At 39.5% G+C, this 22,871-nt stretch carries 21 protein-coding genes, 1 other RNA gene and 1 pseudogene; 4 read left to right on the plus strand and 19 right to left on the minus strand.

All coding sequences use genetic code 11. The features are described 5' to 3' along the window. Positions 1-122 precede the first annotated feature (122 nt). Positions 123-1,121, minus strand: coding sequence for an isopenicillin N synthase family dioxygenase (locus tag F944_RS11680; protein WP_004990803.1), 999 nt, complete (start codon positions 1,119-1,121; stop codon positions 123-125). Positions 1,122-2,148: 1,027 nt separating this feature from the next. Between F944_RS11680 and F944_RS11685 the strand changes: the two genes are divergently transcribed. Continuing rightward, complete coding sequence (locus F944_RS11685) at positions 2,149-2,934, plus strand: HEAT repeat domain-containing protein (protein ID WP_004990805.1); 786 nt, start codon at positions 2,149-2,151, stop codon at positions 2,932-2,934. A 147-nt stretch (positions 2,935-3,081) separates the two neighbouring features. Here F944_RS11685 and dusA read toward each other — a convergent pair whose 3' ends face one another. The 3 genes from dusA to F944_RS11700 all read right to left on the minus strand — a co-directional run bounded on the left by dusA (position 3,082) and on the right by F944_RS11700 (position 5,203). Next, the gene (gene dusA, locus F944_RS11690) at positions 3,082-4,098 is read right to left on the minus strand and encodes a tRNA dihydrouridine(20/20a) synthase DusA (RefSeq protein WP_004990807.1); all 1,017 of its coding nucleotides are present in this window, start codon (positions 4,096-4,098) and stop codon (positions 3,082-3,084) included. Between the two features lie 606 nt (positions 4,099-4,704). After that, positions 4,705-4,977, minus strand: coding sequence for a type II toxin-antitoxin system RelE/ParE family toxin (locus F944_RS11695; protein ID WP_004990809.1), 273 nt, complete (start codon positions 4,975-4,977; stop codon positions 4,705-4,707). Positions 4,978-4,981: 4 nt separating this feature from the next. Next, complete coding sequence (locus F944_RS11700; protein ID WP_010588785.1) at positions 4,982-5,203, minus strand: TA system antitoxin ParD family protein; 222 nt, start codon at positions 5,201-5,203, stop codon at positions 4,982-4,984. A gap of 659 nt (positions 5,204-5,862) precedes the next feature. Between F944_RS11700 and F944_RS16990 the strand changes: the two genes are divergently transcribed. Then, on the plus strand, positions 5,863-6,024 hold the full coding sequence (locus tag F944_RS16990; RefSeq protein ID WP_004990813.1) for a hypothetical protein: 162 nt from the start codon (positions 5,863-5,865) through the stop codon (positions 6,022-6,024). Between the two features lie 707 nt (positions 6,025-6,731). Here F944_RS16990 and ssb read toward each other — a convergent pair. From ssb to ssrA, 11 genes and pseudogenes are all read right to left on the minus strand, one after another. Then, positions 6,732-7,055 (minus strand): annotated as a pseudogene (gene ssb / locus F944_RS11705) (single-stranded DNA-binding protein); the annotation flags it as partial. Between the two features lie 324 nt (positions 7,056-7,379). Then, positions 7,380-9,845: a DUF927 domain-containing protein gene (locus F944_RS11710; RefSeq protein ID WP_004990817.1), complete on the minus strand. Its 2,466-nt coding sequence runs from the start codon at positions 9,843-9,845 to the stop codon at positions 7,380-7,382. Beyond that, complete coding sequence (locus F944_RS11715) at positions 9,842-10,147, minus strand: hypothetical protein (RefSeq protein ID WP_004990819.1); 306 nt, start codon at positions 10,145-10,147, stop codon at positions 9,842-9,844. Before F944_RS11715 ends, F944_RS11710 begins: the two co-directional genes overlap by 4 nt. Next, the gene (locus F944_RS11720; protein WP_004990821.1) at positions 10,140-10,511 is read right to left on the minus strand and encodes a hypothetical protein; all 372 of its coding nucleotides are present in this window, start codon (positions 10,509-10,511) and stop codon (positions 10,140-10,142) included. Before F944_RS11720 ends, F944_RS11715 begins: the two co-directional genes overlap by 8 nt. A gap of 9 nt (positions 10,512-10,520) precedes the next feature. Then, complete coding sequence (locus F944_RS11725) at positions 10,521-10,889, minus strand: hypothetical protein (RefSeq protein ID WP_004990823.1); 369 nt, start codon at positions 10,887-10,889, stop codon at positions 10,521-10,523. Further along, positions 10,882-11,436, minus strand: a complete 555-nt coding sequence (locus F944_RS11730) for a BRO-N domain-containing protein (protein ID WP_004990825.1) — start codon at positions 11,434-11,436, stop codon at positions 10,882-10,884. The genes F944_RS11725 and F944_RS11730 overlap by 8 nt, the downstream gene beginning before the upstream one ends. After that, entirely contained in the window at positions 11,433-11,648 is a 216-nt protein-coding gene (locus tag F944_RS11735) for a helix-turn-helix domain-containing protein (RefSeq protein ID WP_004990828.1), read from the minus strand. The genes F944_RS11730 and F944_RS11735 overlap by 4 nt, the downstream gene beginning before the upstream one ends. A gap of 2 nt (positions 11,649-11,650) precedes the next feature. Next, a complete protein-coding gene (locus tag F944_RS11740) occupies positions 11,651-11,860 on the minus strand; it encodes a helix-turn-helix transcriptional regulator (protein ID WP_004990831.1) in 210 nt (69 codons plus the stop codon). 222 nt (positions 11,861-12,082) lie between these two features. After that, positions 12,083-12,850, minus strand: a complete 768-nt coding sequence (locus F944_RS11745; protein WP_026039940.1) for a hypothetical protein — start codon at positions 12,848-12,850, stop codon at positions 12,083-12,085. Positions 12,851-13,012: 162 nt separating this feature from the next. Then, complete coding sequence (locus F944_RS11750; RefSeq protein WP_004990837.1) at positions 13,013-14,239, minus strand: tyrosine-type recombinase/integrase; 1,227 nt, start codon at positions 14,237-14,239, stop codon at positions 13,013-13,015. A gap of 179 nt (positions 14,240-14,418) precedes the next feature. Then, positions 14,419-14,778, minus strand: a transfer-messenger RNA (tmRNA) gene (gene ssrA, locus F944_RS16805). Between the two features lie 130 nt (positions 14,779-14,908). On the opposite strand from ssrA, the gene glpK reads away from it, so the two are divergent. Beyond that, positions 14,909-16,396: a glycerol kinase GlpK gene (gene glpK, locus F944_RS11755; protein ID WP_004990838.1), complete on the plus strand. Its 1,488-nt coding sequence runs from the start codon at positions 14,909-14,911 to the stop codon at positions 16,394-16,396. A 322-nt stretch (positions 16,397-16,718) separates the two neighbouring features. After that, on the plus strand, positions 16,719-17,198 hold the full coding sequence (locus F944_RS11760; RefSeq protein ID WP_004990839.1) for a hypothetical protein: 480 nt from the start codon (positions 16,719-16,721) through the stop codon (positions 17,196-17,198). Between the two features lie 32 nt (positions 17,199-17,230). Here F944_RS11760 and F944_RS11765 read toward each other — a convergent pair whose 3' ends face one another. The 4 genes from F944_RS11765 to F944_RS11780 form a co-directional block, all read right to left on the minus strand. Next, entirely contained in the window at positions 17,231-18,001 is a 771-nt protein-coding gene (locus F944_RS11765; protein WP_004990848.1) for a tRNA threonylcarbamoyladenosine dehydratase, read from the minus strand. Between the two features lie 124 nt (positions 18,002-18,125). Beyond that, complete coding sequence (gene acnA / locus F944_RS11770) at positions 18,126-20,882, minus strand: aconitate hydratase AcnA (protein WP_004990850.1); 2,757 nt, start codon at positions 20,880-20,882, stop codon at positions 18,126-18,128. 117 nt (positions 20,883-20,999) lie between these two features. After that, positions 21,000-21,821, minus strand: coding sequence for a TatD family hydrolase (locus tag F944_RS11775; RefSeq protein WP_004990853.1), 822 nt, complete (start codon positions 21,819-21,821; stop codon positions 21,000-21,002). A gap of 3 nt (positions 21,822-21,824) precedes the next feature. Next, a complete protein-coding gene (locus F944_RS11780; protein WP_004990855.1) occupies positions 21,825-22,835 on the minus strand; it encodes an RsiV family protein in 1,011 nt (336 codons plus the stop codon). Positions 22,836-22,871: the final 36 nt, after the last annotated feature.

The raw sequence follows: 22,871 nt of genomic DNA on the forward strand, positions 1-22,871 counted from the left end.
ATCTCAATCGATGCTAACAAGATCGATATGTTGATGACAATGCTTTTCTTATTGTTTAGCCTCAAAAAAACAAATGAAAAAAGCAGCTTAATGGGCTACTTTTTTTCATTCGCTACGATCAATCAATATTTGCCAGAGAAATTGGCACTGATCCGCTGCGCCAGATAATCCTTTGCAGTAATGTCAGGATATTTGCCTTGAGGACTTTGAATCAATACATCCTCATTAGCTTGACAGAAAAAAGCCAAACTATAACGTGCACCTTGATATTCATGATCCGCTGGATTTTTTACACGATGGAAATTGGATGGTAAAACGTCATCACTCCAACGCATCAACATATCACCAATATTACACGTGATTAAATCTTCACGTGGCTCGATCGAAGTCCATGCACGATTTTCCATTTCCTTGCCTGGGCAAACCTGTAAACCCCCTTGTCCTTTTTGTTGGAATAATAAAGTTAGGCAGTCAAAATCGGTATGTGCACCTGCACGCCACAAACCGAGTTCATCTTTAAGCGCAGGATCGACAGTAAAATAATGCAGCATGCGTAAGGTACTTTGATAGGTTTCTTTAGATGGATCATGCGCCAAAGTAAAGAAATCTTCAGAAAAACCCATTTTATAAGCAAAACAAGACAGAATTTTCATGCCTACCGACCAACATTGGCTTTCAAAATTCAATACTTGCGCTTTAAAATCTGGCAGTTCTTGTTGTGTTGGCCATAAGTTGCTCATGCGGGGACGCGTGATTTGATAAGATTCTTTTTGATCTGGCGTTTTAGTAGATGGACGAATTTGTGCCTTGCTTTCCCAACCTGCATTACGATTGAGAGGATATTGCGCTTTAACTTCGCGTGGCAAAGCAAAAAATTGTTCTGCCAAACCAAATGCGTGCTGAATCTCTTTTTGCGGAATGCCGTGATTGGCAACTTGAAAAAAACCAATCTCAACCGCTGCATTCCAGAGTTGATCGGCAATTTCATATTTGCGATTTTCAAAATCACTGAGGTCGATAATCCGTACTTCACGTTGGGTTTCAGTTCCCATCACGCCCATCACGGATTCTTTTTTTAATTCTTCTAGAGAAAATTCGGTATTGGTATTTAAACTGTTCATGCTTGTCACTCACATTAAAAAAGGAACTTTAATGATGTGACTCAATGTCATGAAAATGGGTCGAACATTCAATTGAGCCACGCTAAACAACATCATTATTTTCGCAAGGAAAATACATGTCGCTTAGAGCAATGACCCACATAATGAATAAATCAATATGTTGACAGCTTATACTCTAATCAAACTTAAGCAATGATTATGCCAGACTAGAAATTATTTTTAAATTTTCTACTTTTCCAAGTCCTTAGAATATTTGATACTCCGTTATTGAGCACTTTTTCAAAAAATAGATCACTCAGAGGCGCCTCACTTTAGTGCAATTAATGCACTATTATGGATAATTTAGCTAATAAAAATCTTAACTTTTAGTTTCTTAAAATCAATGTAAGTGATGATAAATACATTTTACATCTATAGACAACTCGTTGTTGCTGTTTGGAATTCCTTCTAAATTACATTTTATGCTGAGCAAAATTTATTACACATAGAATAAGAATATTATTTTTTCTAAAAACTTTAGTCATAATTAGGATGCTATCTTCAGCTTAAGAAATATTCTAGGCATAGACTATAAGCAATATTTAGGTAATCAACCTGATGACAGCTTGTATCAAGCCAGAATCAATAGATTAATTCCCAATGTTATATTGACGATTGAGCAAAAGTTTTAAGATTAGACAGTAAGCTCTTTTTTAAAGTTGCATTTAAGCCCTCTTCCATCAAGAGAAGGACATCGTTGAATATTTTGTCATATTTCAAAACGAAAATCAGGCATTTAGTACTGGATTAAGTGTCTGAAACAACAGCGGTATAGAGCTTTCCATTATGCTTTAATAATCCCAAAACAATCATTTTATCAGCAGCAGCTCTTGCAGTTACACCAAGCATGAAAAACTTTAGCAATTTTAATTGGCTATTTGCAATTCAAGGTTGAGAGTTGTTAATTTGATTTTTTACTTATATGCTTATTTTTTCATGCCATGATTGTAGGTATTATGTAGATAATATACTCCACAAGCCTTTGAAAATGAAACTTGCAGATGTGCCATTTTATATTGATATGATTTGCCAAGACCTTAGTTATGATGACTTTATGGAATACCATCAAGGGTTATTTGAAGGCATCTGTAATGATGAAGAAATATCTAAAAAATTTTCCACAATTACAAACTCACACCAAAAATTCATTGAAGTATTAAAAAACAATGAAGATTTTTGGGAATTTTTTGATGTCGGTTGCGCGAAGTGGGCTAGTAGTTTGGTTGTTATGGCTCATAGTCAATGTGATGATGTGCGAATGAGAGCGGCTAAAAATAACAAGTTAATTGCACATGAGTTAATGAATGATAAAAGTCCTGATGTTCGGGCTTCCTGTATATATGCTTCAACAAAGATTTCAGATGTACTTTTAAACGATACACATCACTATGTTCGTGCTGTAGTTGCTGTGAAAAGTGAAGAATATGGTTTGAAATTAATGAATGATTCTTCTGACTTTGTACGAGAGTGGTGTGCAAAATGGGAGGTGTGTGCTAGACAGTATGTAAATGACAAAAGTTTAAAAGTTAGATGGAATGCGCTGTATCAGCATAAAAATCTAGCTGAACTCTTTATCAACGATGAATCGGCTGATATTAAATTATTGTGTTTTGATATAGACAAATCTTTTGCATCAAAACTAAAAACTGACCTAGACTCTAAAATTCGCAAAAACGTGTTGGTTGAACTACCTGAAATGGCTGAATACTTCTTAAATGATGAAAGCGAAGATATTAGAAACTTAGCACTTAACAAGTTAAATTCAACCAAGTAATGCAAATAGCCTTTTAATTGAATTTTCTTATTTAATTTACAATTGGTTAGCTTCATTTTCCTAGATTAGCACATCGCGAATCTAGTACAGCCCTTAGAAAATTAATATTCTACCCTCAGCATTACATGACAAAGGCTTTTAAAACACTTATATATGCTGTTCTTGCTGAGATTCTTCTGATCGTTGAATAGTTTCTTGAATCTTAAGTAGAGCATTTTCAATATCGGTGAGCGACTTGGCATTACCACCACTCAGGGCTTGTCGCCATTTACGTGCACCTGGAAGATTTTGAAATAAACCTAAAATATGTCGAGTAATAATCGAAAGAGGCGCACCTTCGGCTAAACGTTTTTCGATATAAGGCATCATCTGTTGCATGATGTTAAATCGATCTGGCAAGTCTAAGTTCCAGAATTGTCCAAATTCCGCAAGTAAATAAGGATTATGATAGGCTTCACGACCAATCATGACGCCATCTACATATTGCAGGTGTTGTTGTGTTTCTTCAAAAGTCTTGATGCCACCGTTAATTTCAATGGTCAAATTTGGACGTTCACGTTTTAAACGATAGACATCTTCATAGCGTAATGGAGGAACTTCACGATTTTCCTTAGGTGATAAACCCTGCAAAATCGCAATGCGAGCATGTACTACAAAATGCGTACAACCAGTTGCAGCAATAGTATCTACAAAATGCAGCATTTCGTCATAAGACTGCATATCATCTATCCCAATCCGATGTTTGACTGTCACGGGAATACTGACAGTTTTTTGCATTTGATCAATACATTCAGCAACAAGGTTAGGTTCAGCCATTAGACATGCGCCAATTTTATTATTTTGGACACGATCGCTTGGACAGCCAATATTTAGATTGACTTCGTTATAGCCCCAATCTTCGGCCATTTTTGTGCAGGTTGCTAAATCTTGAGGGTTTGAACCACCGAGTTGTAAGACCAATGGATGCTCTTGTGAATTAAAATCTAAGTGGCGTTTAGCATCGCCATGAATAATCGCGCCTGTCGTTACCATTTCGGTATACAGCACAATATTGGGATTAAATAGTCGTGCAAAAAAACGATAGTCTCGGGTTGTCCAATCCATCATCGGCGCAACACTAATTCTGAAATTTTTAGTATTTTCAATTTTGTCTGATTTAATCATTAAAAATCATCCATATATGTTGATGTTGATACTAAATTATTTGCAACCATTCAGGCCTAATTTGCACCGTTTCAATTAGAATCTATACCACCTTTGAGCCATAAAGGCGCAAATTTTATGGTGTAAATTTTGCGGGTACTATACCACAATGAAAACTTAAGCATGGAACAATCCGTTATCGTGTGGAGATCAGAATTAATAAAAAGGATTTCCTGTATTTAAAGAAAGTCAGACATTTTTTACCAAGCGTTTGACTGGCTTTTAAATCGATAAGCATGAAGTAGAAATTGATAAAATCCAGAAATTTTATTTGAGTCAACCAAATTCGATGGGGATAAGATGGATAAATTAACCCATTTTTAACCCACAGAAAGCAAAAATGTAGTCAAACTATGTCGAATTGCATCGGACAAACAACCAAATAAAAAAGCCTTTAAGTATTGAACTTAAAGACTTTTTTATATTTCATCGGATTGCTCCGAATCGAATTTTGGGGTGGCGACAATTGAACTCGAAAGTTAAGTTATTGAATATAAATAATATGTACTAAGGTTAAAAAACAAGGGATACAAATAGGGATACAGATTACTTGCTGCTACCTTTGAATTATCGTTTTAAATCTCGATAAAAATTCTCATGACTTCCCAATTTCAGCAAGTACAAAGTTACAGTTTCATCATTCACCGAATAAGCTAGTAATACAAGCTGTTTATCCATTTTGAACTTATAAACTGATACACCTGCTAGGTCGCCTACTTTTGCCTCGCCTATATTTGGATTTTCACAAATAGCCATTACAGCCTGATCTACGTCTTTCTTTTGCTGACGAGTAAGCTTTTTAACAACACGCTCAAATAATGGGGATTGCTGAATATCCATTTAGTCACCCAAAATTATATGGTGTCGTATTTCCTGCTTTGACTTGTGCCATGCTTAACAATAAGTCTGTAATATCCTCAAAAGTTAAATCTGGGTTATCTTGTGCAATCTTTCCAATTCTCGCCCAGTATTCAACTTGCTTAGTTGCGCTTCGGCTTTCAGCCATACCATAGACTTTTGCTGATTCTACGATGTCGCTGTCGATCTTTACTGCTGTGTAAGTCATCATGCTGCCCTCATATTAGGTTTAAATTATATTTCCATATGAAACCTTTTGCAACTTAATGAAACCTTATGCCATGTTGTAAACAAGAACAAGCTTTACCCCTTAAAGGCATTTTGAAGTCTAACCCAGTGGGGGGATGAAATTCTTAGGTTCAATCATGCAATGGACACCACCCATCACCCCACGTATAAAAAAATTTCCCATTTTGTTAAAAGTTAAAATGAAGTTAAAGCCATGAACCTTATAACACCTTATTTCTAAAGGCTTATCGGCAGATGTTGGAAACTTAAAATCTAAAGTTTGATGTTAAGTGTGTTAATGCCAGTTGCTAAGAAATGTTAAGGCTCAAAAGCTGAAAAAAGTTGAATCTCAAAATAACCCTATGTAGGGTCGCATTTAAAATGCTGACCTTAATCAACCAATTGAATTAAGATTTTCTAGGTATCAGTACGGCAAGATTTTATTGGAATCTGTAAGGGGGTAAATCACAACCTGTCAAAACCTGTTATTTGATTTCAGCATTTAGAATGCGGATTTTTGCGTTTTGCTTTGTTTTCAAAGGTTAATCCAAAACTGGACGACTACAAAATACTGCATTGCTGCTTAGTAAAAGTTAGTATTAAGATTCAATTTCCCGTCCTATAAAAAGAGGTGAATACATGGGTATATTAAGTTTTGAGCTACAGCCATTTGAGGAAATAAAACTTGAACCCTTTGATACTGAGCAATTCGAGGCTGATCTAGTGCAATGGTCAAAGCAATTGGATAAAGACTGGCAAGCCATGATTAGCCAGATAGATACAACACTTGCACTCCTATAAAAAGAGATTTAAACCGCGTAAGTCAATGGATTGATCAAAGGCTTAATAGTGCAAACTAAACTTGATAAAACTTGAGATTCTATGCAATTTAGAACTACTACGCGCCCGCATGTTTTTTTTGATTTTACTATTTTGCTGTAACGGTTTATTGAGGGATTTTAAACCCTAAATTTGTTATACCTTGTTATACGGATTTACCTTGACGTACCTTGACGGAATCAAACAACTATTAAATAGCGATATACCATGTCACATATAGCTTTGAAGTTATTTTAAAGGATTTTCTACTGGTGACTTGTCAAGGTAACTTTTATATCCTTGTAAAGAGTTTTTTTTGTCTTACGTAGTCTTACGAAATGGCTTATCGTCAAATTAAACGAAAAGCTTGCGCCCTGTACATTTAAGCCTATTTTAAAGCTATTGAAAGAGGTGTGATGTAAGGGTAAGTAAAAATACACTCCTATTCATTTTGTGATACGTAGTGATACGAAATGCACTTTTTTAGGTTGACGTAGGTGGACAGAATGGGGATTTACTAAAAAGGGCTAAAGCCTTTCTGTACATGGGTTTGAATGGGATTTAATGCTTAATTTTAGTACGTGTCGTCAACCTAAATATAAAAATGCTTGTATAGCAAAGTTTACGGCGTTTTTATCGGTCAATTTGACAGTAAAAAAGCTCCTCAAAAATGGGGAGCTTCATTTTTAAAGCAACTGCAATACATCTGCCCTAATCTCTGTTACCTCTCGATCTATGCCGTTTTGATCTTTCCATTTCCGTGTACGCAATGAACCCTCAATATACGCCTTACTTCCTTTCTTGAGATACTTACTGGCAATCTCAGCCAATCGGTTACTGGTGACGATTCTATGCCATTCTGTGACCTCTTTGCGCTCATTGGTGGTTTTGTCTTTCCAATGCTCGGATGTGGCTAGGCTGAATGTGGTAACGCTTCCACCATTGGGAAATTGTTTTGTTTCAGGGTCACGACCTAGAACACCCATTAAAATCACTTTGTTGACGTTTGGCATTCTTCTATCTCTTAAAATTATACGGCTATATACTTCTTGTACTGTGACAGGTGTGACAACTGTGACAAACAAGATAAGTAATTGTTTTTATTGGCTCATGGGCTTAAAAATCCATGTCACACTTGATTTTTATAACTGTGACAACTGTGACAAACTCCATAGATCAAGATCATCTGTCACACTTGTCACACCCATGACACACCAAAAAAATGAATACTGTGACAAGAATCAGGGATTAAATAAACATATAAAACAATATCTTATTAAACCATGTCACACCTGTCACAGTTGTCACACTCACAAATAGGCTATTCCTGAAAAAAATCAGTTAAATATACTCATTGCCACACTTGAGAAGTGCATCATGGTCGGGCGTGTTCCATCAGGTAAATTGCTGCTCACTCGCTTGGTGTACCGCCCATCTTCACAATCAAGCCAACCATATTTTTTTAAAGTTTGCTTAACGGTATTCTCATTCATGCCTGTACATATCTCACTCTTAAACATCGTGGACGACACAAGATATTGTTTATTGTCTTGGTCATAGTAGCCAACACGGTTGAGAATACGCGGACGGATAATTTCACCATCAGGATGTCTTGAGGTAATTAAGTTTTCAAAACGACTTGAGCCATGCGCCTCAAAAAAGGCTTTCACTTGAGAGAGTATTTCACGCTCTGCATAGTCGCCTTGATATTCAAAGTTATGTAGCCACACATCAAATACCTGTTGCGCCGATCTAAACGCCGTGCCTGCTTTCCATTCTGTAATGCCTGCTTGTGTTGCTAGTTCACCTGCAACGGCGACCAGTGCAAAGGAACTTGCTACACGGTTGATATGCCCTTGTGTATGATTAGATGTAAGCTTTGTTTGATACTGCTCAAAAAGGGCTTTGGCTTGCTGTATGCGCTCGGTTTTGTTGGTGGTCAGGTATTTGAGCCATGCCACACCTGCAACGCCATAAACCTCTTGTACACGCTCATTTAAAAGGTTGGATTGTTTTGCTCCATCCTCGGCAAAGTCGATACAATCAAATACACCATACTGGGCTTGATCGACATCAATCTCAATCAAACGGATTTCTTGCCCTAGTTTGGTCTTTTGTCCGTTCTCTTGCATGATGTCTTTGAGGCTGCATTCACCATTAGAAAGGAAATTTAAATCCCATCGTTTCAGCTCTCGCATGGCAAGCTGTCGGCTCATGCGTCCTTTGCCAAGTCCATTGGCAAGCATATACACGGTATTGCCTAGTTCTCTGGGATTGGCAATCTCTCCAATTTCATCCAGTGCCAGAAAGCCATCATTGTGTAGGTGTGCTGTATGCTCTAAGGCGTTGCCTGTGGCTTTCCATGTTCTAAAAAAGGTCTTGGGATTGCCCCAGACTGAACATGCCAGATAAAGGGCAGTGCTTTTACCCTTTGATGATGTGCCTTTCAGGTGAAAGCCTTTACCTTGTTGTCCCAGTGGTTTGAGCAATTGCCCTGCAAAGGCAGTCGATAGGGAAAACACAAGCTTACTATGGGCTTGTACTGGCTTGGCTATATCATCACGCCACTGACTTAATGTTCCCACTTGCTGATAGCGGTTATCCAGTCCATGTGAAGCCTGATAAACCACACTATCGGCATCCTGTGCGCCTATATTTTGATGGGGCAATACATACACATCACCATGCCATCCGACACTATCTACACATAAGGCTTTTGTAGTCACTGGATAAGTCATCAGATAACATTGGAATAGCTCTCGCGCTTTTCGATCTGGTGCAATGGTTACGCCTTGATGGGCTAGGGCTTTTCTCAAGTCTACGCCATCGCCTTGAAATAGCTCCATAGATACCGCCCAACGATGCTCGATGCCTGCATCATCTGTCCATACCAGTAAACGCCCCCAGTCATTTGAGGTTCTGTCACTGGTCTTGGCTTTTACCAAAATTGGACTACACACATATCGCTTGTATTCATTGCCACTTTTATCTTTTTCAACAAAAAATACGCCAGTCTCTAAGATATGAAAGTAACCATCAGCATAACGGTAGGGCTTGGCTAAATGTCCTTTGGGGAGTGGATCAAGTTTAGGTAATTGCTCAAAGGCTTCATCAAAAAACGCGGTGACTTCTTGCACTGGCTCATCTTTGCATAGCTCAATGAAATACTCGTTTTGGTCTATCTTGAGATACTGGTTCAATAAACGGACTTTAGTGTTATGTTGGAGCTGTTGGAATGGTTCAAGCTGTATATATTCAGGTCTGACAGGCATAAACAACCTGACAAAACCTGACTTTGAAAGCTGATTTATCACAAATTGGATTTGCTCAAAGTCAAAGGCTTTAAGTTCAGTTTGTTTGGCATGACATAGGCTTGGCAAGATAACCAACACAACCGCATAACCTGTTTGAGCAACTTTAAAAAATGCCTCAAGGGTGTAGGTGATGATAATCGGTTTGTCTTTATCTAGTTCGCCATAATAGGCAAAGCCTTTTGCTAATCCATCGGGAATAACAGAAATAGATTGACCATCTTGTAATACGGCACATTGAACAAGCGTTAAATGCTCATCATAGATCGGCAGAATTAACGGATTTTCATAGTTTACGCCGTTTACTTCGACACTCGATTCATCGACATAGATCGGCTGCAATGGACTGCCGAAACGCTGAATAATGTCATGCTGTAAATGCTTGGCATCCTCTGGTGATAGTTTCAGACAAGCCGATATAATTTGCTCTGCTGTTGGGTCTACGGCTTGCAGTAAATCGCCAGTGGTATCCCATGAAGGTTTGATGTTCATTGGTCACCCCCTTGTCCTTTCCATTCTATTTCGTATTGTTTTGCTGTTTCTGCATGATAAGCATGACGTTCTTCGGCAAGGTATGAGTACATATCTAAAGCCGTTTTAAGCTCATCAAAATAGATTGAATCTACACCATTATTTTTTTGTAGTTGTTCACTCAGTCTTACGAAATCACGGCGTACACGTTCTAAAGCAGTTTGCATCCAATTCATATCATATTGAGCTAATGATTGAATGTCGTACATATCACCTGAATCATAGGTTTTAGGTGTATTTTTAGAATTGATTTGATTAGGCATGATTGCCTCCTTGTATTTTTGAGTTGAGATTCACGCTAATCTGAGAAATTAGGGTGAGGGGATTCACTCTCGGTATACAAGTACCGCCCGACATATTCGCCACGAATGACTTATTTTGTCGTGTCATCCCCTCATAGAGGGATTGCAGCCTTGTGTGCATGGCTGTCATGCTTGCGCCCTGTTTATGCAAAGATTGAGAGCCTTTGCAGAATTTAGGCACAATAAAACCACAATGACGCTGTGGGGTGACGCTTGTATTTTTCGAGAGGTCTACAGCATAAGCGGAATGGCTACAGCTTGCAACGATTAAAACAGCAACCGCCCAGACAAACACCAGTAGCATAAAGTTCTTTAATACTTGCATGGCATCACCTCACTGAATCCGATTGATCTTTAGGTCAGAATTGACATAAACGCCGTCATTGGATAGCCCGACTTGTTGGCGGTTATCTAGCATCCTTAAAAGGCTTTGCTCGGCTTCCTCAACTGAAATACCAAGATGCTTGGCAATGTCGTCTAAGCTAAACATCGGTTCTCCGTCATCGGTGTACCCGCTTGGTTTAGGCAGTAAATTAAGTTCCTTTGCCTTTTTGTTCATTTCTTCTTTGATATGTTCGGGTGTGTGATGCAGCGTTAAGAGAAATGCTTGCTCCGTGATGGGGTGGTCATCGCCGTATTGAGCCACCATGTTTTTATAGTGGTCAAAGGCTTTGAAAAATTCAGGGTCTACATAGTTATTCATTTGTGTAACCCTCAAACGTCATTTGAATATTTGTCTTACAAGTGTCAATTCTTAAAGCATTTAAGTGTTTTTCATGCTTACGGCGGTGCATCCCATGACTATGAAATGTGCCTTTTTCTTTGGATAGTTTTTCTTGCATACATAGGCGGTTTAATTCATCAAAAGCGGTTTGTCTTGCTGAATATGAGCCAGTCTTGCGAATGGTCGGCAACACTTCTGCAAACACCCAGTTTTGAAAATGGATTGCTTCGGGTTTATTAGATCGGAAAATAATGCGGTAAAGGTTCGGCTCATTGATAAACTTTAGTTTTTGAATACCGCCATTTGTAGGGGTGTGATAATCCGCCACCCCCTTTGGATCTAATGCACCATGTCGCTTAGGGGGTTCGTTTTTAACGTACTCCCTTTGAATCTGTAATAGATCGGATGATCTTGAAATATTCAAAACCCTGCATACATCTGTCAAACAAAACCACGGTTCTTGATTGTCATCCAGAACAACTCGAACCGAACTGGATTTAAAATCGAAATGGGTAACTTGGCTCATACTGTCACCTCTGCTTTTAGCTCATATCGTGCATGTGTGCCTCTATGGTTCAGGTTCGGCTCGTTATGGGTCACGATGTCATAACCTTGCTTGCGTAGGCGGTCAATTACAGCCGAAAGGCGATAACAGTCACATAGCTCTATGGCTTCGGCTTGGCTAATGGTTCTGCCTTGCTTGAGGTGATTGAGTACGGCGGTTTGATGATTGATCATGATCAAGCCTCCATAGTCGAATGTTGGCTTTTTTGTTGTTTGTGCCATTCCACCAGATCGGCATAATCGAAATAGACTGGTGACTGGCGATTGCTGCCGTATTTGTACGGCTTCGGGAATGTTGAATCTTTTAAGGTCAGATTACGCAAGGTATCGCGTGAAATGCTTAAAAGTTCACAGGCTTGGTTGTAGGTAATTCGGATAGGTTGCATTTACTTAACTCCATATAACGGCGCTTTATGGAATAAGTATGTTTATGTTTTTAATGGAAAAAAATATAAATTTAAGTGTAAAAAATATGAATTTACAGCATGGAATTATGATTAGTTAGTAGATAAATAATACTTATGAAGATCAAAATATAAATTCTCATTAGATAATTATAAATTTGGAAATAAAAACTATAAATTTTCATCGCCAAAATACAAATTTATTTATGATTGGTCTGAAAGTGCTTTTTTTATGGCTTCACTAGCTGACTTTTTAGATTTATCTCTAGTGGTTAGCAGATTGGAATAATATTGAGCTGTTGAGGGTTGTACATTATATTCTCTTCCATATTCTTCTAAGAGCATTTCAACTCTTCTAGTTTTTGTTTCATCATCATAACGACCTACATAAACTAAATCATGATGAAGTCTTAAAAGTAGTGCAAATTTTGGGACATAAGACTGGCTGTCAAGGTCTAAAAAATGAATAAATGGGATATTTCCATTGTTCTTGTTGGATCTTTTACTGTCATTCGGTGTTAAGGAATCTAACTCTTCTTTTAAGTGACTTGATTGATTTTTATAAAAATTATCATCGTGTTCATAACAGTTTTTTGAGTGATACGCACAGCTATTGTTAATTAAACTATCATCAATATCTAACCTCTCATTTTTTAAGTCTTTTAATATCGTATATCGTGCAAATCCTACACAGTCACTAAAAGGGTCGTAATCCCCACCATCTGCGATAAGCCTGATTGTATCAATCGGACAGCCATAAAAATCATTATCATTTTGCTCATATTCAACAAGCGTGTATTCATTTTTTAGAATGAGTTTTTTTGTTCTATTTAATATTTGAATATTATTTATAAACCACTGAGCTGCTCTTTCATGAGTCATATTTTCGCAAGTGGCAAAAATCTCTAACAATTCAATGACCGAAATAAATTGTTTTGGAATACTGTCTACATCTTCATTTGCACCAATCAAAATCGCCTCCCACAGCATCCCCAAAAAATGCTAAGTCAACATATTGGGTATATGCTTTCGGATGCCTCCTAGGCTTAGCAACTTTATAATAATGGATATTCAGGCATATTTCAGCATGTGAAAGAATGAAGTACGTTAAATGTTGTCGCGCTGTATCATCAATTACGCTTTCTTAAATTGGATAACGCTATCATCCGCCAATTGCTCTAAATGATCGGCGTACCATTGCATCATATATTTACGGTCATTTAGATATTGGGCTTTGTTATACACGCCTGCTACACCATCCTTAACGTGCGCTAAGGCTGCTTCAATATGCCTCTCATCAAAGCCCTTGTTGTTAAGTAAGGTACTAGCAATATGTCTAAATCCGTGGGGTGTCTGTCGTCCCTCATAACCTAAACGCCGTAATGCCATAATAAAAACCGTGTCGGATTTAGGCTTGTGTTGATTAGATCGGCTAGGAAATAAATAATCAGAATGTCCGCTTAGTTCTTTCAATTCTTTAAGTAGTGCTACCGCTTGTCTAGGCAAGGGAATGATATGCTCACGGCGTTTCTTCATGCGCTGTTCTGGAATGTTCCATACTGCCTCATCAAGATCAAACTCATCCCATTGTGCCTCCCTTAATTCACTGGGACGGCAAAATAGCATAACTAAAAGTTTTAATCCTATACGGATATCAGGTGTAGGATAGTTATCAATAGCCCTTAATAGTTGTGGCAGCTCTTTTTCATCTACATGCGCCATATTCTTTTTGTCGCCCTGCTCTAAAAACTTATGCAGTCCCTCCAGTGGATTGTAGTCAATACGCCCAGTGACTTTAGCGTAATCGTATATATCACGACACATAGCACGGATACGGTTCACTTGTTCATAAATCTTATGCTCTTGCTGCACCCCTTTTAAATGGTTCATCCACTCAATAGGGCGAATAGAGGTATAAAGACGTTTACCAAAAACAGGGTAGATATGTTTTTCGAGTGCGCCTTTATTTCTAGTCATGGTGTCGGCTACCCATCTATTTTGTTTTGTATCTAACCACTCTCTAGCCAATGCTTCAAAAGTGGCGTTATTTGCCTCTAATTCTTTTATTTTGCGTTCTTGTTTGGTGATGATTGGGTTTTCACCTTTACCAATGTCCGTAATTAGCTCTTGCGCTTTTTTACGTGCTAACTGTCCGCTTATTTCTGGATACCCGCCAATACCAAGCCATGACCATTTACCATCAGGTTTTTTATAGCGCAATTGCCATGATTTATTACCATCAGGTTTGACCCGAAAATATAAGCCATTGCCATCTAGTTCCCGATACTCTTTTGCTTCTGGCTCAAGATTAGCTAGAACGGTATCAGACAATGGACGGCGTTTAATCTCGGCTCGCTTCATTTTCTTGTATCCCCGCGGTTTCAATTTTTTCTCTAGGATACACGTAGGGATACACGGTGAGCAATACTATATAAAGTTAAGATTAGTTATATATAGGCAAAAAAAAAGGCTTAAACCCTTACAGTTCAAGCCTTTTGGTCTTATATATCCCCATATTCGGGCATATAAATTTAAGGATTTGGTGGAGGTGGCGGGAGTTGAACCCGCGTCCGCCAGCACTACACTCGAGAATACTACATGCTTAGATATCGTCTATTGTTTTAACACCAAGTGACCCGACGAACAGGGTACAAGTTGCGATCCTCTAAGTTTGGTATAAAGTCCCGAGGCTTGACTCTATACGGACTTGTGTGCGTGCGCTACAGTCGGGTTCCTAAACCACAAGTATTCTAGGAAGCGGACAAGCTGCCCTTAGGCAGCTAGAGCGTAAGTTTCGTCGTTTGCGACTATTAAAATGCAAATTTTATTTACGAGAGAAAATGCGCTCTCGGCATGCATCTATGAGCTTCATCACCAGCGTCGAAGCCAATAACACCCCCAGATGAGTTCATACATCATAACACAGGCGGCAAAAATTGCTATGCAATTTATAACCAACTAGATTCTACTGATGTATTTAACATGATAATTGAGATAATATTTTATTTTTCAAGTCTATCTATAACAAATATGAGCTATTTACTTGCACTCGATCAGGGAACGACTTCTAGCCGCGCGATTATTTTTGATGAACAGGGACATGTTCATGCAACCGCTCAACGCGAAACAAAAATAAGAACCCCGCATTCAGGTTGGGTCGAACAAGATGCCGATGAAATCTGGTCAAGTCAGATAGCAGTGGTACAGCAGGCTTTAGCCTCTGCACATGTCTTGGCAAAGGATATTAAAGCGCTAGGACTGACCAATCAGCGTGAAACGACGGTGGTATGGGATAAATGTACTGGCAAAGCACTAGCACCTGCAATTATTTGGCAGGATCGTCGTGCGGCAGACTGGTGCAGTGGCCTAATCCAGCAAAAATTGCAGGATAAAGTCCATCATAAAACAGGACTGAGAATCGACCCCTACTTTAGCGCAGGCAAATTGGTCTGGCTGCTTGAAAATGTAGACGGACTAAGAACACTCGCGGAGCAAGGGCGTGTTGCTTTTGGAACGATCGATAGTTGGTTGATCTGGAATCTAACTCAAGGTGCAGAACATGTCATTGAAGTCAGTAATGCTTCAAGAACCATGCTCATGAATCTTCAGACTCAAAGCTGGGATGAAGAGTTGCTCGAATTGTTTCATATCCCGGCTTCGGTTCTTCCAACCATTATTTCATCTGATGCTTATATAGCTGATACAGCACCGGGGTTACTGGGTAGCACCATTCCGATCGCGGGTGTTTTAGGTGATCAGCAAGCCGCCCTATTTGGACAGTCATGCTTTGAAATAGGTACAGCAAAAAATACCTATGGAACAGGATGCTTCATGCTGTTTAATACTGGCGAGGAATTACAATTTAGTCAAAATCAACTGCTGACCACACTGGCATGGCAATGTCAGAATCAAACCCGCTATGCGCTTGAAGGGAGTGTATTTATGGCTGGCGCAATTGTACAGTGGTTACGTGATGGTTTGGGCATTATTCAGAGCAGTGTTCAGGTTGAACAATTGGCCAATCAGGTCAAAAGCAGTGAGGGCGTAGTATTAGTTCCCGCTTTCACGTGCTTGGGTGCACCGCACTGGGACAGTGAAGCACGTGCGTTATTGTGCGGGATGTCACGTGGAACCAATAAAGCCCACATAGCGCGGGCGGCGCTTGAATCGATTGCTTTTCAAGTGTCGGATGTGCTTTGTGCCATGCAGTCGGATTTATCCCAACCTTTAAAAGAATTACGAGTCGATGGTGGGGCGAGTCAGAATGATATGCTGATGCAATTTCAGGCAGATATTCTCAACGTCCCTGTATTACGTCCTAAAATGCTTGAATCAACGGCTTGGGGGGCAGCCGCGATGGCAGGTCTAAAGTCTGGCATTTTTTCAAATCTCAACGAAATCGCTGAGTCTTGGCAACTTGATCGTGCCTTTGAACCACAAATGAACGAAGATGAACGTTCTCATCATCTTGAACGATGGCATCATGCGTTAAAACGTGCCAAATCAGATTTATATTGATCGTAAATTTTTATCGATTATTTCTATTTATCAAATTAGTGTCGCTTTCAATATATTTATGTGTGAGCTTTCATTATTACTTTTTAATTCAGAACTAAATCCAGTAAAAATTGATTTATTTAAATTCTTTTTTACCAAATTTTAGCCAAATGACACTAAAGTAATACCATGATAAATTTATTTTTTTTTATAAATGTTTCAGACTTGTGAAATATTATTACATTCCTTAAAACACTTTTTAAGGTTCAGGCGATAGCATCATTCCGCCAAGCAAATACATTGTTATTGATATGTGTAAATAATGTAAGAACGAGTTTGAACGATGATTTATGACGGACAAGTAGCAGATAGTTATCAAACACAGAATGCACCGCAAATGACTGTGATTGAAAACAGGGAAAGATCAGCACCGTTTTCTTTTGGATCGGATGGTTCACGTAGCCAGATCGATATCCACAAATTCGTTGCTAAATTAAAAAGTATCAGTGGTAACTACAGCACAGCAAAATGTGCCAAAAGTGTTCGTATCGCTTTGCAATCTGCGGGTGCCAAGATCGTCAGTCACCCTATTGCTGCTTCTGACTGGGGCGATACTTTAACCAAAATTGGTTATCGACAAATTCAACCTGAGTTTGATCATCCACAAAAGGGTGACATTTATATTATTAAACGCACCCCAAATCATGTGTATGGACATATTGCGGGTTACAGCGGTAGTCAATGGATTTCTGATTTTAAACAACAAAGCTACGATGTATATAAAGATAATAATGTCACATATACCTATTATCGCCCGTTGTAAGCTTAAAATAGTATATTGACAATGAACGAAGCTTATTTAGGCTTCGTTTTTTTCATGTCTAATTTTTTCAAAACTTCAGCCGCTGCAATCATGCCAAAGCTGGAAGTCACCATTACCGATGAACCATAGCCGCCACAGCGTAAACCCGCACTCGCGCATAGATTGTTTTGTAAGGTAGGTTGTTCGAGCGAATAAATACAGGTCATCCCGAATTTTTCTTTTGGCTTTTTACAAATTCCTTTAGCACGTAATTGACTGCGTAATTTTGCCAACATCGGGTCTTGTTCAGTTTTAGATAGATCAGCCACTCGAATTTTAAGCGGATCAATTTTTCCACCTGCGCCGCCCGAGACAATTAAAGGGATTTTATTAAAACGACAATGCAGCATTAAAGCCAGTTTGGCTTTGACATCATCAATACAGTCCAAAACCACATCAGGTTTAGACATCAATAGGTCTGCGACATTCTCAGATGTAAGAAAATCATCGATCACATTGACCTTGATCCGGGGGTTAATCTGATGACAGCGTTCCGCCATGACTTCTGCTTTTTCCTGCCCCAAGGTTGAAGATAGCGCAGGTAACTGACGATTAATATTGGAAGCGGCCAATACATCCATATCCACCAGTGTCAATTCGCCAATCCCTGTACGTGCAAGTGCTTCCACAGCCCAACTTCCAACACCGCCAATTCCAATCACCATAACATGACTTTTTTCATAATGAGTAAACGCATCATCACCATATATCTTGGCAACGCCTGCGAAACGGCGGTCATATTCATCGGCTTGGAGTTCAGTCATTACATCTTCTTTCAGGAATTTTTCAGCATGCTATTTTACTGGGTTTAATTTGAGAATGTTAGTGCCTGAATTTAACAACCGCCTTCTTGCCGTGAAGAAGGCGGTTAAAGGAACTGAGTTATTTTTATGCCGCAATCAAATTGCGCAATACATAATGCAAAATTCCGCCTGCCTTAAAGTATTCAACTTCATTTAGAGTATCAATACGGCATAACACTTTAAACTGATCGGTTGAGCCATCCTCACGTTTCACCGTGATATCCAGTGTTTGATGGGGTTGAATATCATCCGAAAGCCCAGAAATCGACAACTGTTCTTTACCTGTCAGGCTCAGCGATTGACGATTTTGTCCATCCACAAACTGAAGTGGCAGCACGCCCATACCCACCAGATTTGAACGGTGAATACGCTCAAAACTTTCTGCAATGACTGCTTTTACACCTAAAAGATTGGTTCCTTTTGCCGCCCAGTCACGTGATGAGCCTGTACCGTATTCTTTACCTGCAACAATGACCAATGGCGTTTGATCTTCTTTATATCGCATGGCTGCATCATAAATCGCCAATTTTTCACCTGTTGGAATATAAATGGTATTACCACCTTCTTCACCACCAAGCATTTCATTTTTAATACGGATATTGGCAAAGGTACCGCGCATCATCACTTCATGGTTACCACGGCGCGAACCATAAGAGTTAAAGTCTTTAGGCTCAATTCCATGTTCCTGTAAGTAACGTCCCGCTGGGCTGTCCTTTTTGATATTTCCCGCAGGAGAAATATGATCCGTGGTAACTGAATCGCCCAATACCGCTAAAATTCGTGCTGAATCAATATTGGTGATGGATTCTGGCGGCTGATCGATACCCTCAAAGAACGGTGGATGACGGATATACGTCGAATCATCTTCCCACTCATAAGTTTTACTTTGTGGAATTTGAATCGATTTCCAACTCTCATCGCCCTCAAATACAGCCGCGTATTCCTTATGGAACATATCCGTATTCACTTTCTGCAAAACTTCTGCAATTTCAGCACTGCTCGGCCAGATATCTTTTAAATAAATATCCTCGCCATTTTTGCCCTGCCCAATCGGTTCAGAAGTTAAATCTTTACGAATGGTTCCCGCCAATCCATAAGCCACAACTAAGGGAGGAGAAGCTAACCAATTGGTTTTCACCAAAGGATGTACACGACCTTCAAAGTTACGGTTGCCAGACAAGACAGATGCGACATTTAAGTCATATTTCTGAATCGCGGCCTCAATCGGATCTGGTAATGGACCAGAGTTACCAATACACGTAGTACACCCATAACCCACAAGGTTATAACCTAATTCATCCAGATATGGGGTCACACCCGCAGCAGCCAAATAATCCGTAACGACCTTAGAACCCGGAGCCAGAGAGCTTTTTACCCACGGTTTACGTTGTAAACCTTTTTCAATGGCTTTTTTGGCGAGTAAACCTGCGGCCAACATCACACTTGGATTCGATGTATTGGTACACGATGTAATCGCTGAAATCACCACATCACCATGATGCAGCTCATAACGTTCGCCATCAATCACACAATGTGCTGATTCATGCTCAAAATTTGATTGCTGTGCATCAACAGCAGTACCGCCACCGCCTTCATTTTCCAGACGTTCTTTTTCAGGTTTGGCTGCTTTTAAAGTCAAATCCATCACTGACTGAAAAGTTTCAGGTACTTTAGCCAATACCACGCGATCCTGTGGACGTTTTGGTCCTGCCAAACTGGCTTCGACCGTTGCCATATCCAGCGTTAAAGTATCGGTAAAGACTGGCTCATCACCTACATTACGCCATAAACCCTGTTCTTTGCTATAGGCTTCGACCAACGCAATACGATCAGCTTTACGTCCTGTTAAACGCATATATTCAAGGGTAATATCATCAATCGGGAAAAAACCACATGTCGCACCATATTCAGGTGCCATGTTGGCAATCGTTGCCCGATCTGCCAAGGGTAAGTCCGCTAGACCATCACCATAAAATTCAACAAATTTACCCACGACGCCTTTTTGACGAAGCATTTGGGTAATAGTGAGGACAAGATCTGTCGCGGTAATCCCTTCTTTTAATTTTCCTGTCAGTTTAAATCCGATCACTTCTGGAATCAGCATGGAAATCGGTTGACCTAACATCGCAGCTTCAGCCTCGATCCCGCCGACGCCCCAACCCAATACGCCCAAGCCATTGATCATGGTGGTATGCGAATCTGTTCCGACCAAAGTGTCGGGAAAAGCAAAGGTTTGGTCATGTTCTTCACCTGTCCAAACCGCCTGAGCCAGATATTCCAGATTGACCTGATGGCAAATCCCTGTTCCGGGTGGCACTACACTAAAGTTGTTAAATGCAGACTGTCCCCAACGTAAAAACTGATAACGCTCACCATTACGCTGCATTTCAATTTCGACATTTTCTTCAAAAGCATGATCATCAGCAAAATGATCGACCATCACCGAATGGTCAATCACCAGATCAACAGGAGAAAGTGGATTAATTTTTTCAGGATCTCCACCCGCTTTGGCCATAGCAGCACGCATTGCAGCCAAATCGACCACCGCAGGCACGCCTGTAAAATCCTGCATTAGCACACGTGCAGGACGATATTGAATTTCCTGATCCGATGTTTTGGTTTTTTGCCAATCGACTAAGGCATGGATATGCGCAGCGCTTACCGTCTGATCATCTTCAAAGCGTAACAAATTTTCTAATAATACTTTTAAGGATTTGGGAAGCTTGTGAATATCACCGAGCTTCGGGGCTGCTTGTTGCAAACTAAAAATTTGATATTGAGCTGAACCGACATTGAGTGTTTTTAAAGCATTAAAACTATTGATTTTGCTATAGCTGGCCATGCGGCTATCCTCCGGTTTGGCTATGTTCTTTTAAAGTTTCATTGGCTTCTTTTAATGTATGCCACTTTTAAAATTAGAATGTTTTCTTTTGGTTATACTTTTGAATGTACTTGTTTTTTATTGCGTTAGTTGAAGTACATTCAATGAATTTTCCCATACTTTTTGGGCAACAGTTGACTCATCGATGGCTAAACTTGCCGCTAGACCCTGTAATACATAAGGCAAATTCACAGGCGTGTTTCGGGTTCGATGTTCGGTCGATTGTTGGCAACACAATGGCGTCATATCGGGACAGTCTGTTTCTATTACTAAATGTTCAAGTCCAACTTCTGCAACGACACGATGCAGTTTTTTCGCATTTGGATTGGTAATTTGCCCAGTGATACCCAACTTAAATCCAAGTTGAATAAAAGCTTTGGCTTCTTCAACACCACCACTAAAAGCATGTGCGATACCGCCCAACTTAAAGTGTTGCTGTTTTAAAATCTGTAACACATCTGCATGTGCTTTTCGAATATGCAATAACACAGGTTTGTTATACTGCGTTGCTAAATTCAGTTGATCCGTGAAATATTGTTTTTGTTTCAGATAAAGTTCTGGCTGTTTATGCTGTGGCAAAAAAGTATCAAGTCCGATTTCCCCGACAGCAATACAGGACTCTTGTTTTAAAATTTGTTCCAAGCGCTCCAAATGATCTGGCGCATGCTGCTCAATATAAAAAGGATGCAGCCCTGGAGCCAAATAGCTGATAGGAGCATGCTGTAACTGATTTAATTCATGTTGAATACGAATCAAATCTGCAAATCTGAACTCGCTAAAGCCAATTAAAATCAGTCTTTCTACACCAACAGCTTTGGCTTGTTGTGCCAGTACCTTCCGATCAGGATCAAAATCTGGCACATCAAAATGCGTATGCGTATCAAACAGTGAAAAATGCATCCCTTAACTCTGTGGCTTATGATGCTGCGCATTCGCCACAGGCTCAGAAGTTGCCTGAGTATGTGGTAAATATTCAGCTTTTAAAATACCATTGAGTTGATCATAAGGAATTACCAAACGAGGTAAACCTGCTGAATAAGGCCCAATTTCATATTCGCCATATTGCAAAATTAAACCTTGCTCGCCTAATAAGAAATTATCTGAAAGCTTAAACTTCCAAGCTTGTTCATAATCGTTAACATTATCCGCAAGCTTAGAGTCCATCACCCATGCTTTAAAAGCGTCATGTGCTTTAGCTTCCAGTGCCTTTCTCTGATTGGGCAAGAGCAAATCATTCAGCTGAATTTGCTTTTGTTGCTTCAAATCAAAGTTGTAATACTGCTGTGCCGAAGAACCATGCGCACCACCTAAATAGCTACTGGTGTTTAAAACCACAGTCGCGATCGGTTCTTGAGATTTTAAAATCGAGGGTTTAATCATGATATTAATCTGATGATTGGCACTCAACGCTTTTAATTCTTTATCCATCTCGACAAAAGATTGAACATAGGGCTCAACTTGTTGCTGCATTTTTTGCTGCTCAGATACAGGTTCTGAACTCGCAGCAACATCATCCGATTTTGATGGATTCGTTTCAGGTGTTGAAGCCGCCTGCTCTTTTTGATTAATCTCTGAAATATCCAAAATTTGTTTTAAGTTCTTTAAAATTTCCCGATCCATGATTTGATCAATAAAAGGGAAATTACTCTGTAAACGTTCAACCACAAATTGAGGGCAGTTCTTGCCTGAACAATCTGGCAAATTCACAGCTAATCGTACAGATGACCCTTCAAGTGCCAACACTTGTGGTTGCACTTCAGAAGCCGCATTTTGCTTCTGGTCAGTATCTTCAGGTTTAGACTTCGGCTGACAAGCAGTGAGCAATAAAGCACAGACCGCAACTGTCAAACTAAGTTTTGCAGTAGATTGTTTTCTTTGTGGAGCTGGAAACAGCGAATATTTAGATTGCAACATCGTGATTGCCTAACAAAAAATAATTTTCAATTCATG

Origin of the sequence: Acinetobacter ursingii DSM 16037 = CIP 107286, assembly GCF_000368825.1 — a bacterium.
Taxonomy (GTDB): Bacteria; Pseudomonadota; Gammaproteobacteria; order Pseudomonadales; family Moraxellaceae; genus Acinetobacter; species Acinetobacter ursingii.